Origin of the sequence: uncultured Roseibium sp. (assembly GCF_963675095.2) — a bacterium.
In the GTDB taxonomy this organism is placed as follows: domain Bacteria; phylum Pseudomonadota; class Alphaproteobacteria; order Rhizobiales; family Stappiaceae; genus Roseibium.
The window spans coordinates 15,186-28,051 of sequence record NZ_CAXXSJ010000069.1 but is presented as its reverse complement, the minus strand read 5'-3'; the positions used below and the strand labels follow the sequence as shown (position 1 = coordinate 28,051).

At 60.1% G+C, this 12,866-nt stretch carries 13 protein-coding genes and 1 pseudogene; all 14 read left to right on the top strand.

Going from position 1 to position 12,866, the window contains the following annotated elements; genetic code table 11:
* Positions 1-175: 175 nt before the first annotated feature.
* The 14 genes and pseudogenes from ABIN98_RS26545 (at position 176) to flgI (ending at position 12,818) form a co-directional block, all read left to right on the top strand.
* Positions 176-1,387 (top strand): amino acid ABC transporter substrate-binding protein, encoded by a 1,212-nt coding sequence (locus ABIN98_RS26545; protein WP_346914855.1) that lies wholly within the window; start codon positions 176-178, stop codon positions 1,385-1,387.
* Between the two features lie 81 nt (positions 1,388-1,468).
* On the top strand, positions 1,469-2,332 hold the full coding sequence (locus tag ABIN98_RS26540) for a branched-chain amino acid ABC transporter permease (protein ID WP_346914853.1): 864 nt from the start codon (positions 1,469-1,471) through the stop codon (positions 2,330-2,332).
* On the top strand, positions 2,329-3,255 hold the full coding sequence (locus tag ABIN98_RS26535) for a branched-chain amino acid ABC transporter permease (protein ID WP_346914851.1): 927 nt from the start codon (positions 2,329-2,331) through the stop codon (positions 3,253-3,255). The genes ABIN98_RS26540 and ABIN98_RS26535 overlap by 4 nt, the downstream gene beginning before the upstream one ends.
* Entirely contained in the window at positions 3,252-3,986 is a 735-nt protein-coding gene (locus ABIN98_RS26530; protein ID WP_346914849.1) for an ABC transporter ATP-binding protein, read from the top strand. The genes ABIN98_RS26535 and ABIN98_RS26530 overlap by 4 nt, the downstream gene beginning before the upstream one ends.
* Positions 3,983-5,179 carry an ABC transporter ATP-binding protein gene (locus ABIN98_RS26525; protein ID WP_346914847.1) on the top strand — a complete coding sequence of 399 codons (1,197 nt, stop codon included), beginning with the start codon at positions 3,983-3,985 and terminating at the stop codon, positions 5,177-5,179. The genes ABIN98_RS26530 and ABIN98_RS26525 overlap by 4 nt, the downstream gene beginning before the upstream one ends.
* A gap of 2 nt (positions 5,180-5,181) precedes the next feature.
* Entirely contained in the window at positions 5,182-6,642 is a 1,461-nt protein-coding gene (locus tag ABIN98_RS26520) for an aldehyde dehydrogenase family protein (RefSeq protein ID WP_346914845.1), read from the top strand.
* A gap of 28 nt (positions 6,643-6,670) precedes the next feature.
* A complete protein-coding gene (locus ABIN98_RS26515) occupies positions 6,671-7,480 on the top strand; it encodes a coniferyl-alcohol dehydrogenase (RefSeq protein WP_346914843.1) in 810 nt (269 codons plus the stop codon).
* Between the two features lie 12 nt (positions 7,481-7,492).
* Entirely contained in the window at positions 7,493-9,103 is a 1,611-nt protein-coding gene (locus ABIN98_RS26510) for a flotillin domain-containing protein (protein ID WP_346914841.1), read from the top strand.
* 144 nt (positions 9,104-9,247) lie between these two features.
* The gene (gene flgB / locus ABIN98_RS26505; protein ID WP_346914839.1) at positions 9,248-9,625 is read left to right on the top strand and encodes a flagellar basal body rod protein FlgB; all 378 of its coding nucleotides are present in this window, start codon (positions 9,248-9,250) and stop codon (positions 9,623-9,625) included.
* A 20-nt stretch (positions 9,626-9,645) separates the two neighbouring features.
* Entirely contained in the window at positions 9,646-10,062 is a 417-nt protein-coding gene (gene flgC, locus ABIN98_RS26500; protein WP_346914837.1) for a flagellar basal body rod protein FlgC, read from the top strand.
* Positions 10,063-10,064: 2 nt separating this feature from the next.
* Positions 10,065-10,400 carry a flagellar hook-basal body complex protein FliE gene (locus tag ABIN98_RS26495; RefSeq protein ID WP_346914835.1) on the top strand — a complete coding sequence of 112 codons (336 nt, stop codon included), beginning with the start codon at positions 10,065-10,067 and terminating at the stop codon, positions 10,398-10,400.
* A 37-nt stretch (positions 10,401-10,437) separates the two neighbouring features.
* Positions 10,438-11,226 (top strand): flagellar basal-body rod protein FlgG, encoded by a 789-nt coding sequence (gene flgG, locus ABIN98_RS26490; RefSeq protein ID WP_346897010.1) that lies wholly within the window; start codon positions 10,438-10,440, stop codon positions 11,224-11,226.
* 23 nt (positions 11,227-11,249) lie between these two features.
* On the top strand, positions 11,250-11,714 hold the full coding sequence (gene flgA / locus ABIN98_RS26485) for a flagellar basal body P-ring formation chaperone FlgA (RefSeq protein ID WP_346914833.1): 465 nt from the start codon (positions 11,250-11,252) through the stop codon (positions 11,712-11,714).
* Positions 11,715-11,716: 2 nt separating this feature from the next.
* Positions 11,717-12,818, top strand: a pseudogene (gene flgI, locus ABIN98_RS26480) (flagellar basal body P-ring protein FlgI).
* Positions 12,819-12,866 lie beyond the last annotated feature (48 nt).

Sequence of the window (12,866 nt, the reverse complement as noted above, 5' to 3'; positions counted from 1 at the left end):
ATGAACTGTCAATATGGATCCATTTATACGGTTGAATTAAGGAAAATCCGTCAAAAACTGCGTTAAACACGAATAGCTCTTGTCAATATGGATCCAGAATGCATAAATTCGGATGGTTGGCGTTCATGCTTCGGGAGACATGCATGAGGCGCCGGTCTGCTCAGGGAGGAGTGACATGAACAGACGTGAAGTGATTGCCCGTTTGTCGACGGGCCTGGCGGCTATTACGACGGCCAGCCTGCTTTCTTTTTCCGCGCTTGCCGCTGATACGATCAAGATCGGGGCGGTCGCTCCGAAGACCGGTCCGCTAGCCGGTGGCGCCACCGTATCGCAGTGGCCGAACATCGAACTGTGGGCCAAGGAAGTGAACGACCGTGGCGGTCTGAAGCTCAAGGACGGCCAGAAGATGGTCGAGATCATCGAGTATGATGACAAGACCAACCCGGGCGAGCACATCAAGGCCGCTCAGCGCCTGGCGACCCAGGACAAGGTCGATTTCATCATCGCGCCTTATGGAACCGGCTTCAATGTCGCCGCCGCGCCGATCTACGCCAAGTACGGCTATCCGCAAATCGCGGTGACATCGATCAGCGATCAGATCGGCGAGCTGACCGGCCGCTACCCCGGCCTGTTCTTCACGCTCGGGTCGACGACCGATTTCGTGCAGGGCGTGGTCAACGTGCTTTCCGGCCTTCGTGAAAAGGGCGACATCGGCAACAAGGTCGCCATGGTCAACGTTGCGGATGCCTTTGGTATCGAACTGGCGGAAGTGGCCCGTCCGCTCTTCACCGAAGCAGGGTTCGAGATCGTCTACGACAAGTCTTATCCGCTCGGTACCCCCGACCTTTCCCCGATCATCAAGGGTGCCAAGGCAACCAATCCGGATGCCTTCGTTGCATGGTCCTACCCGCCTGATACGTTCGGTCTGACTGAGCAGGCGGTTATCGAGGACTTCCAGGTCAAGGCCTTCTATACGGCCGTGGCCACTGCCTTCCCGGCCTATGGCGGCAAGTTCGGTTCCAAGATCAACAACGTCCTTGGCGCCGGTGGTACCAACCCGGACGATCCGAAGATTGCCGACTACCGCAAACGGCACAAGGAAGTCACCGGCAAGGAGCCGGATTACTGGGCATCCGCCAACACCTACGCCGCTCTGGAAGTACTTGCACAGGCGATCGAAGGCGTTGGCGAAGCCGATCGCGAAAAGGTCACCCAGTACATCAAGGACAACAGCTTCGACACCGTCATGGGTGAGCTGAAGTTCGAGGGCCAGAATTCCCGCAAGTACTGGACCGTCGGCCAGTGGCAGGACGGCGTCTTCCGTGGTGTCGACGCTGTCAATATCGACGGTGCAGCACCGGTTCGCCTGAAGGAAGGCTGGAACTAACCTTCCGCTGAATCCGAACATTGTTGAATCCGGGCCCATGCGAGGCCCGGGTTCTCCCTTCGATCGAACAAGCAGACCAAGATGGATATTCTGGTTTCCGGCCTGTTGCTTGGCGGCACCTACGCGCTCGTGGCGATGGGGCTCAACTTGCAATATGGCGTTGCCCGCATCATGAATCTGGCCAGCGGTGAAATGCTGGTACTTGGCGCATTGGCCGCCTTCTGGCTCTTCACCGCAGCTCAACTCAGTCCAGTTCTGACCATGATCATGGTCGCGCCGCTCGCCTTCATCGGCAACTGGCTGATCTACCAGCTTCTGCTGCGCCCGCTCGTCAGGCGCGCGAAGAACCAGGGGCAGCTTGAGGTCGATTCAATCCTGGCCACGTTCGGAATGAGCTTTGCGCTCGTCGGTATAATGGTGGCGATCCACGGGGAGTACTTCACTTACTCCTATCTCGCCAATCCCTTTGAAATTCTCGGCACCACGGTCGCGCTGAACAGGTTCGTTGCATTTGTCGTCGCCGTGATCATCGGCGTCGCGCTGGTGCTGTGGCTGAACTTTACCCGTCCGGGAACGGCGGTCCGCGCTGTATCGGTCAACACGGAAGCTGCCAAGCTGGTCGGCATCAACGTGCCCCGCATGTCTGCCCTGTCCTTTGCGCTCGGCGGGGCAGTGACGGCAGCCGGCGGCACCCTGATTTCGACCTTCATCACTCTGGATGCATCCGTCGGGGTTATTTTCACCATGAAGGCGCTGATCATCGTCATCATGGGCGGTGTCGGCGACATGCGCGGATCGATCATCGCCGCCTTGCTGCTCGGCCTTGTCGAAACCGCCGTTGCCACCTTGATCGATCCGGGTCTGACACTCGTTTCTGCTTACCTGATCTTCCTCGGCATTCTTCTGTTCCGCCCGCAGGGCCTGTTCGGGAAGCGCACGACATGACGGGTAATGGTTGGAAAGAAATCGGCCTGGCCGCCGGCCTTGTGGTCCTGGCGGCGCTCGTTCCCCTGGCGACCGACGGATATTGGCTGTCGATCGCGGTGACGGCGATGATGTATATCGCGCTCGCCACCGCCTGGACCCTGTTTTCCGGGCCGACCCACTATATCTCGCTGGCAACAGGTGCGTTCTTCGGGATCGGGGGTTATCTGGTGGCCACCGGCATGAGCGACTATGACATCAGCTTCTGGGTCATGGCCGCGGTCGCGCCTTTCGTTGCCGTCGTCCTGGCCGCCTTGGTCGGGGCCGCGACGTTGCGCTTGTCGGGGATCTACTTCGTGATCTTCACGCTTGGACTTGCTGAAATGATCCGGGGCCTCGTGTCCTGGGTTCAGAACAATTTCCTCGGCTCGCGCGGTCTCTACGTCCTGACGGATTTCACCGAAGCCCACATCTACTGGATGCTGCTCGCCATCGCGGCTGTCGTCTATCTGATTGGCTGGCTGATCGAGCGGTCGCGCCTGGGCTTTGCCATGAAGATCATCGGCAATGACGAGGGCGTTGCCAAACACCTCGGCATCAACACGGCCGCAGCCAAAGTCGCGCTCTTCATGGTCACCGGCTATTTCACGGCGCTGGTCGGCGTGGTGATCGCGCCGCGTTATTCCTACATCGAGCCCAACCTGGTGTTTTCGCCCGAACTCAGCTTCCTGGTCGTGATCATGGCGCTGCTCGGAGGAACCCAGCGGCTTTGGGGCCCGATCGTCGGCGTCATTCCCTTTACGCTTATCTGGGAAACAATCAGCGTATCGTTTCCCAACGCGACGACCTTTTACCTCGGCCTGTCGTTCCTGCTGATCGTCTATTTCATCCCGAACGGTTTCGTCGGTCTCATTGAAAAGCTCGTTAAGAGGAGGCACGGATGACCAAGCCGGGACGTACCCTTCTCAAGGTTCAGGGCCTGACCAAACGCTTCGGCGGTCTTGTTGCCGTCGATAACATGACCTTCGATGTTCACGAACATGAGGTTCTGGGGCTGATCGGGCCGAATGGTTCGGGCAAGACCACGACGATGAACCTCATCTCCGGGGCCTTTCCGCCGTCGGGCGGATCGATCACCATGAACGGCCAGCGGCTAAGCGGCCTGGCGGCCCACCAGATCGCCCGGCTCGGCGTTTCCCGCACCTTCCAGCTCGTCCGCGTGCTTCCGGGTTTGAGCCTCGTCGACAATGTGGTTGCGGGTGCGGCTTTCGGCTATCGCAAACGCTGGGGCGCGGAAGCGGAAACGTTCGCACGGGGTTTGCTGGAGCGGATCGGGCTCGGCGAACACATGCACCTGCCGGTCGGATCGCTGACCTATATCGACCAGAAGCGCCTGGAGTTGGCCCGTGCGCTTGCCGGAGAGCCGGAGGTCCTGCTCCTTGACGAATGGCTGGCTGGGCTCAATCCGACCGAATTGCAGCAGGGCATCGAGTTGATCTCGGAACTGCGCCGGGAAGGACGCACCATCATTCTCGTGGAACATGTGATGGATGCGATCCGGTCCCTGTGCGATCGCTGTGTGGTGATGAATTCCGGCGCCAAGATCGCCGAAGGAACGCCCCATGACGTCCTGTCGGATCCGGAGGTGATCCGGGCCTATCTGGGGGATGAATGATGCTGGAAATTCATAATCTCTCTGCCGCCTACGGCATGCACAGGGCTCTCGCCGGTGTGTCCATCGATGTCGACGAAGGCGAAATCGTCGTCATTCTCGGAGCAAACGGGGCGGGTAAGAGCACGCTACTGCGCGCCGTGGCCGGCATGTGCGAGGGCCAGGTCCAGGGAGATGTCTTCCTCGACGGCGAGCCCCTGGCGGGCGTCACGCCGGACGAGATCGTCGAGCGCGGCATCGCTTTCGTCCCCGAAGGCCGTGGGATCTTCGGTGACCTGACGGTCGGGGAGAACCTGCAGCTTGGGGCCTATTCGAAGCACGCTCGTTTGCGACAGCAGGAAAATCTCGCCCGGGTCTATGACCTGTTCCCGAAGTTGAAGGAACGCCGCAGCCAGATTGCCCGGACCATGTCGGGCGGTGAACAGCAGATGGTTGCCATCGGCCGCGCCATCATGGCGGATCCGAAGATCCTGATGCTGGATGAGCCGTCCCTCGGCTTGTCGCCAATCCTGTGCAAGGAACTCTTCCAGAGCCTGAAGCACATTACCGAGAGCGGCATGGGCGTCCTGCTTGTCGAGCAGAATGCCAAGCAGTCCCTGGCGATTGCGGATCGCGGCTTTCTTTTAGAAAATGGCGAAATCACGGGCCAGAACGGCGCCGAGGCCCTGTTGAACGATCCGGCGGTTCAGGCCGCCTATCTGGGAGGAGCCGCCGGTGAAACCGGGACACGGAGTGGCGGGAAAGCGGGTGTCACCCAGGCGCAGGCTACAACCGAAACGGAGAAATCCTTTGTCCGTCCGCGCGGAAAGGTGGGAACCGTTGCTTCCGCCGACACGTTTGCAGGCGAGTCAATTACCGCGCTCGTCGCCCGCGCGGCAGGAGCGGGCAAGACGAAGGTGAACACCCCGGCGCAACGACCCACAGCACCCGCGCACCAGGCCGCAACTCCGTCACTTACCCCGCGCGGCGGCGGTTCGTCCTACAGGATTGCCGATGATCCCGAGGTCTCGAAACTGCTGGCAAGCATGGAAGAGTCCGCGCAGGCGGCCAGATCCGGCGGCTCGTCCTATGTTTCCAGACGTCAGACCACACGCACCGAAAGCGCGCCGCTTCCCGAAATCGAAGTGTACCGGAAAAGCACCGTTGAGGTTTACCGGCGCGGGCCGGGAGGAAATTTGGAAAAGGTGGAGAAATAACCATGGCACGGGTTTTCGACAGTTACTACGCAGGCGGTAGCTGGCACAGGACCGCCAGGACATTCCCGGACATGAACCCGGGGAACGACCAGGTCTGGGCCAATGTCGCCGACATGGATATCAATGACGTTCGCCGCACCATCCAGGCCGCGCAGGACGGCTTTTCCGAGTGGTCCCAGTTGCCCTTTACTGAGCGCGCCCATTTCATGCTCAAGGCCGCAGACGAATGCGACCGGCGCAAGGACGACCTTTGTGCCGCCCTTCAGGCCGAAGGCGGCGGCTGGTGGGGCAAGGGCATGTTCGAAGCCGGTTTCATTTCCACCGTGTTCCGGACCGCGGCCGCCATGGCCTACCAGTCGATTGGTGAAGTGCTGCCGTCCGAACATGGCAAGGTGTCCATGGCCGTACGCGTCCCGATGGGCGTCATTTCGGTGATTTCACCCTGGAACTTTCCAGGCATCCTGAGTTCACGCGGCTTTTCCATTCCGATGGTTGCCGGCAATTCCATCGTTCTGAAACCGTCCGAGGAAACCCCTTACTCCGGCGGTATCTTCTTTGCAGAGGTTTTCGATGCGATCGGCCTTCCGAAGGGCGCCTTCAATGTGGTGACCTGTTCGCGTGACAACATCGGCGAAATCGGCGACGAACTGATCGAGAACCCGATCATCAAGGGCATTTCCTTTACCGGTTCCACAGCAGTGGGACGTATGATCGCCGCGAAGGCAGGCGCTCACCTGAAAAAGACCTGCGTCGAACTCGGCGGTAAGGATGCGCTGATCATCTGTGACGATGCGGATCTGGAAAAGTCCGCTCAGTTGGCGAACTTCGGCTCGTTCATGCATCAGGGCCAGATCTGCATGAGCGTCGAAAAGGTCCTGGTCCACGAAAAGGTCTACGACAAGTTCCTGCCGATGTTTATCGAGCGGGCCCGCAAGCTGAAGGTGGGCGACCCGACCACAGACCGCTCCAACGTCATTGGTCCGCTGATCAACGACAAGCAAGCCGGCATCGTCAAAACGCAGCTCGAGGATGCCATTGCCAAGGGCGCCAAGGTGGTGCTCGGCGGCGGCGTCAACGGGCGTTACGTGGAACCGACGATCCTGACCGGAGTGACGCCGGACATGCTGATCTATCAGTTTGAAACCTTCGGTCCGGTGGTCCCGGTCATACCCTTCCGCACGGACGAGGAGGCGGTCGCGATTGCCAACGACACGGATTACGGCCTGTCCTCGGGCATCATGACTGCGGATGAAAACAGAGGACTGGAAATCGCCTCAAGGCTTGAGACCGGGTCGAGCCACGTGAACTGTTCGTCTGTGAACGACGAGCCGCATGTGCCCTTCGGCGGCGCCAAGAGTTCTGGGGTCAGTCCGCATGGCGGCCGCTGGTCGCTGGAGGCCTTTACCCAGACGCGCTGGATCACGCTCGACCGTGGCCACCGTCATCTCCCGCCGGTCTTCTGAGGACTGACGGAGCGGTTGGGAGGAAACCATGGCAAATCAAGACTGGATCGAAGGCCGCCTGCTTCAGGACAAGACCATAGTCGTGACCGGCTGCTCTTCCGGGATCGGTTGGGAAACGGCGAAACTGGTCAAGGCACTTGGCGGCGATGTCATCGGCGTCGACATCAACAAGACCGAAGACCATGTTGATGAACTCTATATTGCCGATCTGTCCGACCGGATGGCGATAAAGGCGCTGGTCAGCGCCTTGCCGTCGGGGATTGACGGGATCGCGAATATCGCCGGCCTGCCGCCGACCGCGCCCGCGGACAAGGTGCTCAAGGTCAACCTCGTTGGCCTCAAGTTCTTTACCAGTGCCATGATCGGCCGGTTGAACGACGGAGCGTCCATTGTGAACCTGGCCTCGCTTGCCGGGTTTGGATGGGAGGCGTCGATCCCGGCGATCAAAGCCAGCGAAAACCTTGCCTTTGAAGACGTCGAGGATTTCATAAGGACCCACAAGGTCGGCAATGACGGCGGGCGCAGCTATTTCTTTTCCAAGGAAGCGGTGGTCGCCTGGACGATGCAGAACCGCTGGACCTGGCGCGATCGCGGCATTCGCATGAATGCGGTCTCGCCGGCTGCGGTCGATACCCCGATTCTGAAGGACTTTCTCGCCACGCTCGGACCGCGTGGGGCGGAAGGGATCCGGCTGACAGAAAGAGCCGGACGACCGGAGGATATCGCGCCGGTCGTCGCCTTTTTATTGTCCGACATGACACACTGGATCAGAGGCACGAACATTCCCGTCGATGGCGGGATGGCGTCGCATTTCCCGACCCAACGACATCAGCTCTGAGGGAGGAGCGCCATGACGACATTTATCTCTCTCATCATCCTGGCCGCGATAATAATCGCTGCGGTCGTGGTGGTGATTGCGGGCTTTTATCAGCGTTCCACCCGCGAGATCAGTCTGGTCCGCACCGGCGTTGGCGGGCGGAAGGTCATCATCGACGGTGGCACGGTCGTGCTGCCTTATTTCCACGACATCGCCCGGGTGAATATGCAGACCCTGCGTATGGAAATCCATCGCACAGGTGACGCGGCGCTGATCACCAATGACCGCATGCGTGTGGATGTCGGTGTCGCGTTTTATGTATCCGTCGATCCGAGCGAAGAGGCGATTGCCCGGGCGTCCCAGACGCTTGGCAACCGCACTTTTAGCGCGGACAAGCTCCGCGATCTCATTGAGGGCAAGCTGGTCGACACCCTGCGTGCCGTGGCTGCGCGCATGACCATGGACGAACTCCATGAAAAACGGGCCGAATTCGTTCGGGAAGTGTCCGCCATGCTGGAAGAGCCTCTGGCGCGCAACGGTTTGACCCTTGAGAGCGTATCGCTGGCGGCAATGGACCAGACCCCGTTTTCCGCTCTCGATGAAAACAATGCCTTTAATGCCGTCGGTATGCGCAAGCTGGCCGAAGTGATAGCCAAGTCGAAAAAGGAACGGGCGGAAATTGATGCGGATTCCGACGTCGCCGTTCACCGGTCCGCGATGGAAGCCTCTCGCCGCCGCCTGCAGATCGATCTGGAGGAACAGCAGGCAAAGATTGCGCAGGTCCAGGAGTTGGAACGTCTTCGGGCCGCCCAGCTAGCCGAAATCGCCGAACGCAAGGCGGAAAGCGAATCCGCGGTGAATGCCGCTCGTATCCGGATGGAGCAGGAGATACGCGCTGCCGATATCGCCCGCGAACAGGCTGTCCGGGAAGCAGAGATTGCCCAGGCCCAGGCGCTTGAGATGGCCGAACAGGAGCGCGCCATTGCGATCGCCATGAAGACCGAGGAGGAAAGCAAGGCGGTGACCGCGGCCGACCTTGCCAAGGCCGAAGCCGTCAAGGCAGCCGAGGCCATCGCTACGGCCAGAGCCCTTTCCGAAGCCCAACGGCGCAAGGACGTCGCGGTTCTGGCAGCCCAGCAGGAAGCGGACGTCTCGGGTCAGAAGCTCGTGGCTCAGGCGAACGCGGAAGCGGAAGCCTCCGTTGCCCGCGCAAAAGCAACCTTGGAGAACGCAAAGGCCGATGCTGAGGCCGCAAAACTTCGTATTGCCACCTTGAAGGCGGAAATGACGGCGAAGGCGGAAGGCCAGAAAGCCCTGAACGAGGCGGAAAACGTCTTCACCAAGGAAATCGTCGCGCTGAAAGCCGACATTGCCCGGCTGGAGGCCTTTCCGAAAATCATCGAGCAGATGGTGAAGCCGGCGGAAAAGATCGAGTCCATCCGCATCAATCACATCACCGGTCTGCCGACTGGCAGCGGTGGATCGGCCGGTGAGGGCGGAACCAATAAAACGCCCATCAACCAGGCGCTCGATTCCATCCTCGACATGGCCGTCCAATTGCCGGCCCTCAAGAAGATCGGCGAGGAACTGGGAATATCCCTTGAGGAAAGTCTGAACGGCGTGACCGGGAAGACCAAGTCCTGACGATCTGAAATCATCGGGTTCGTTCCACTAGCCTGCTTAAGAAAAGCGGTCGGTTCTGCCGGCCGCTTTTTCTTTGCGCGCCAGCCTCGGACAAGCTTCGCCTCCTAGACCTTTAAGCGAACAAAATTCGTTTGGAGTTGTCCGATGGAACCGGTCTTTTTGACCAAACTGATGTCTCACAACAATGACTGGCTGTCCGTGCGGCAGGCGACTATTGCCGAGAACATCGCCAATTCAAATACACCCGGGTTCCGTTCCAGGGACGTCGAGCCCTTCACCTCCGTCATCAGCAAGACGCAGCTGGCCATGGCCGCGACCAATTCCGGACATCTTGGAACGGTCATGGAAGTGGCCGAACCCACTGATGTCAAGAAGGGTGAAAGCTGGCTCGTGACCCACTCCGGCAACTCCGTCAGCGTCGAACAGGAACTGATGAAGGCAGGCGAGGTGGCACGCAATCACGCGCTGAACACCAGCATCTCGAAGTCGTTCCACCGCATGTACCTCGCAAGCCTGAAGTAACCGAACCGAAGGGGTGACCAATGTCCGATCCACTCAGCGCCGCAATGCATATTTCCTCCAGCGGATTGCGCGCCCAGTCGGAGCGCCTGCGGGTTGTTTCTGAAAACCTCGCCAATGCGCGTTCCACCGGCAAGGCAGCCGGCGACGATCCGTATTCTCGTAAGACGATCACGTTCGAAAGCGAGTTCGACCGCGCCCATCAGGCATCGATGGTCAAGGTCAAGGGCATCGGCACAGACAAGTCGCCGTACACGGTCGAATACGAGCCGGGCCACCCGGCAGCCGACGAAGACGGCTACGTGAAGATGCCGAACGTCAATGTCCTCATGGAACTTGCGGACATGCGCGAAACCAACCGGTCCTATGAGGCCAATCTCAAAGTCATGACGCAGGCCCGCGAGATGGTCATGCGCGACATCGCCTTGCTGAGGGATTGAACATGCTCGAACAGATTTCCGCCCTGACATCCAGCACCGACAGCCTGCTGAAGTCCGTTTCCGAAACCCGCTTCATGGGCGGTGGCCAGGAAACGGCCGCGACCGGACAAGCGGGTGAGATGGTGAGTTTCGGCGATACGCTCGCCCAGGTGTCTCAGGATGCGATCCAGCGGCTGAAGGACGGCGAAGCCGCATCGCTCGCCGGTGTCGACGGCCAGGCGTCTGTCCAACAGGTGGTCGAGGCGGTTATGGCCGCCGAACAGAGCCTGCAAACCGCAATTGCGATCCGCGACAAGGTCGTGGGTGCCTATCAGGAAATCAGCCGGATGACGATCTGACCGGTCGGACGATCCCGCGACGTGAAAGGAATATGACATGAAGGCCCTGGCCATCGCAGCAACCGGCATGAGCGCCCAGCAGCTCAATGTCGAAGTCATCGCAAACAACATCGCCAACATGAACACGACCGCCTTCAAGCGGGCCAAGGCGGAGTTTTCCGACCTTCTGTATCAGGCCGAACGGCTGCAGGGCGTGCCGAACCGAGGTGGCGAGGATCCGGTCCCGGAAGGCGCCCAGCTCGGTCTGGGTGTGAAGACGGCCGGTATCCGCAAGCTTCATGTGCAGGGCACGTTGAACAACACCGGCAACGATCTCGATATCGCGATCGACGGCCGCGGCTGGTTCGAGGTTACCGGACCCGACGATGAAACCCTCTACACGCGGGCAGGTTCCTTTAACAAGAATGCCGATGGACGTCTCGTGACCATCGATGGCTATCCGGTCGAGCCGGCCATCATCTTCCCGGAAAATACGGTCAAGGTCATCGTCAATGAATCCGGCCAGGTCTATGCCCAGGTCGATGGCGAGCAGGATCCACGGGAACTCGGCCAGCTCAACCTGTCCAACTTTGCCAACGACGTCGGTCTGGAGCCGGCCGGTGGCAATCTGTTCCGTGAAACACCGGCGTCCGGTGTGCCGGTGGATGGCGTTGCCGGGGATCCCGGCTTCGGGATCATCCGCCAGGGATATCTGGAAGATTCCAACGTCGATCCGGTGAAGGAAATCACGGCGCTGATTTCCGCACAGCGCGGCTATGAAATGAATTCCAAGGTCATCAAGGCGGCCGATGAAATGGCCGGAACCGTGACCAACGGCATCCGTTAGTCCGCTTGAAGGGAGTTGAGGCCATGATCTTCCGATCGGCCGGCTTTTGCCTGACCTTCTGGGTTGCGGTCCTGGCCTCGTTAGAAGCACCACTGGCGGGCAGCATTCAGTTGCCGGTCCCGCGCGCGACCATTCATCCCGGACATGAAATCACCGGGCAAAATCTGGTCGACCGGCGCTTTCCGGAACGGACGACCCAACAGTTTGCCGTCATCAGTGACCGCAACCAGCTTGTTGGCATGGTCGCCCGGCGCACGCTGCTGCCGGGCAGGCCGGTCCCGATCAACGCGGTCAGCATCCAGACGCTGGTCGAACGCGGCCAGCCTGGCCGGCTCGTCTTCCGGGAGCAGGGGCTCTTCATCGTCATGCAGGTGGAAGTGCTGCAGTCCGGCGGTATTGGCGATTATGTGCGCGTGCGCAATGTGGACAGCGATGTCGTGGTCACCGGCAAGGTGCAAACGGACGGAACCATACTGGCGGAAAATTGATGATGCGACTGTTAGCTCTGTTTCTTGCGGCCCTTGTCTGGGTTGCACCTGCCTCCGCCCTGGTCCGCATCAAGGACATCGCATCCCTTCAGGGCGTGCGTGACAACCAGCTGGTCGGCTATGGTCTCGTCGTCGGTCTGGACGGGTCCGGCGACAGTCTGCGAAATTCGCCCTTTACCGAGCAGTCCCTGCAATCCATGCTCGACAGCCTGGGTGTGAATGTCCGCGATGCGCGCCTGAGAACCCGTAACGTGGCGGCCGTTGTGGTTACTGCCGAAATGCCGGCTTTTATCGGCAAGGGCTCCGAGATCGATGTCTCCGTTTCGTCTCTGGGTGATGCCACATCTCTTGCCGGCGGCACGCTGATCGCGACGCCGCTCCTGGGTGCGGACGGCGAGATTTATGCGGTCGCCCAGGGTGCCTTGGCGGTTTCCGGCTTTTCGGAAAGCGGACAGGCGGCAAGTGTCAAAAAAGGCTCTCCGACAGTGGGGAGGATCCCGAACGGCGCTTTGGTCGAAAAAGATATCTCTGCACGTTTTAAAAATATTCCCAAGCTTGTCCTGGAATTGAGCAATCCGGACTTCAAGACCGCTGTGCGCATCACCGATGCCATCAACCAGCACAGCATGGCGCGCTATGGCACGAGAGTCGCCAGGGAACGGGACTTGAGGACGATTGACCTGCACCCTCCGAAAAAGATCAGCGTGACCCGTTTCATCGCCGAAATCGAAGGCCTTCGGGTGAAGCCGGATCAGTCGGCCAAGGTGGTTGTCGATGAACGGACGGGAACGGTTGTCATCGGATCGGAAGTCCAGATTTCAACCGTTGCCATTACCCACGGCAACCTGACGGTTCGGATCACGGAAACGCCTCAGGTGTCCCAGCCGGCACCATTCTCCGACAGCGGGCAAACGGTCGTTGTGCCGCGTACCCAGGTCGATGCGCAGGAAACCGGCGGCCAGCTCGCGATTATCGGCGGCGCCGATCTTCAGACCCTTGTCCGTGGCCTGAACCGCATCGGGCTGCGCCCCGACCGGGATCATCGCGATCCTGCAGGCGATCAAGACCGCGGGTGCGCTTCAGGCCGACCTGATTATCCAGTAATTTGGTCGGTCCCGTTCCGCCTCAAGCTTGAGGCAAGCCACGCCCTGC

What these genes read in the sequence shown, in the direction of transcription:
- flgA (WP_346914833.1), top strand. Translation starts at nt 11,250, where the DNA reads ATGATCTTCCGATCGGCCGGCTTTTGCCTGACCTTCTGGGTTGCGGTC.
- flgG (WP_346897010.1), top strand. Translation starts at nt 10,438, where the DNA reads ATGAAGGCCCTGGCCATCGCAGCAACCGGCATGAGCGCCCAGCAGCTC.
- ABIN98_RS26510 (WP_346914841.1), top strand. Translation starts at nt 7,493, where the DNA reads ATGACGACATTTATCTCTCTCATCATCCTGGCCGCGATAATAATCGCT.
- ABIN98_RS26540 (WP_346914853.1), top strand. Translation starts at nt 1,469, where the DNA reads ATGGATATTCTGGTTTCCGGCCTGTTGCTTGGCGGCACCTACGCGCTC.
- ABIN98_RS26520 (WP_346914845.1), top strand. Translation starts at nt 5,182, where the DNA reads ATGGCACGGGTTTTCGACAGTTACTACGCAGGCGGTAGCTGGCACAGG.
- ABIN98_RS26530 (WP_346914849.1), top strand. Translation starts at nt 3,252, where the DNA reads ATGACCAAGCCGGGACGTACCCTTCTCAAGGTTCAGGGCCTGACCAAA.
- ABIN98_RS26495 (WP_346914835.1), top strand. Translation starts at nt 10,065, where the DNA reads ATGCTCGAACAGATTTCCGCCCTGACATCCAGCACCGACAGCCTGCTG.
- flgB (WP_346914839.1), top strand. Translation starts at nt 9,248, where the DNA reads ATGGAACCGGTCTTTTTGACCAAACTGATGTCTCACAACAATGACTGG.
- ABIN98_RS26535 (WP_346914851.1), top strand. Translation starts at nt 2,329, where the DNA reads ATGACGGGTAATGGTTGGAAAGAAATCGGCCTGGCCGCCGGCCTTGTG.
- flgC (WP_346914837.1), top strand. Translation starts at nt 9,646, where the DNA reads ATGTCCGATCCACTCAGCGCCGCAATGCATATTTCCTCCAGCGGATTG.
- ABIN98_RS26515 (WP_346914843.1), top strand. Translation starts at nt 6,671, where the DNA reads ATGGCAAATCAAGACTGGATCGAAGGCCGCCTGCTTCAGGACAAGACC.
- ABIN98_RS26525 (WP_346914847.1), top strand. Translation starts at nt 3,983, where the DNA reads ATGATGCTGGAAATTCATAATCTCTCTGCCGCCTACGGCATGCACAGG.
- ABIN98_RS26545 (WP_346914855.1), top strand. Translation starts at nt 176, where the DNA reads ATGAACAGACGTGAAGTGATTGCCCGTTTGTCGACGGGCCTGGCGGCT.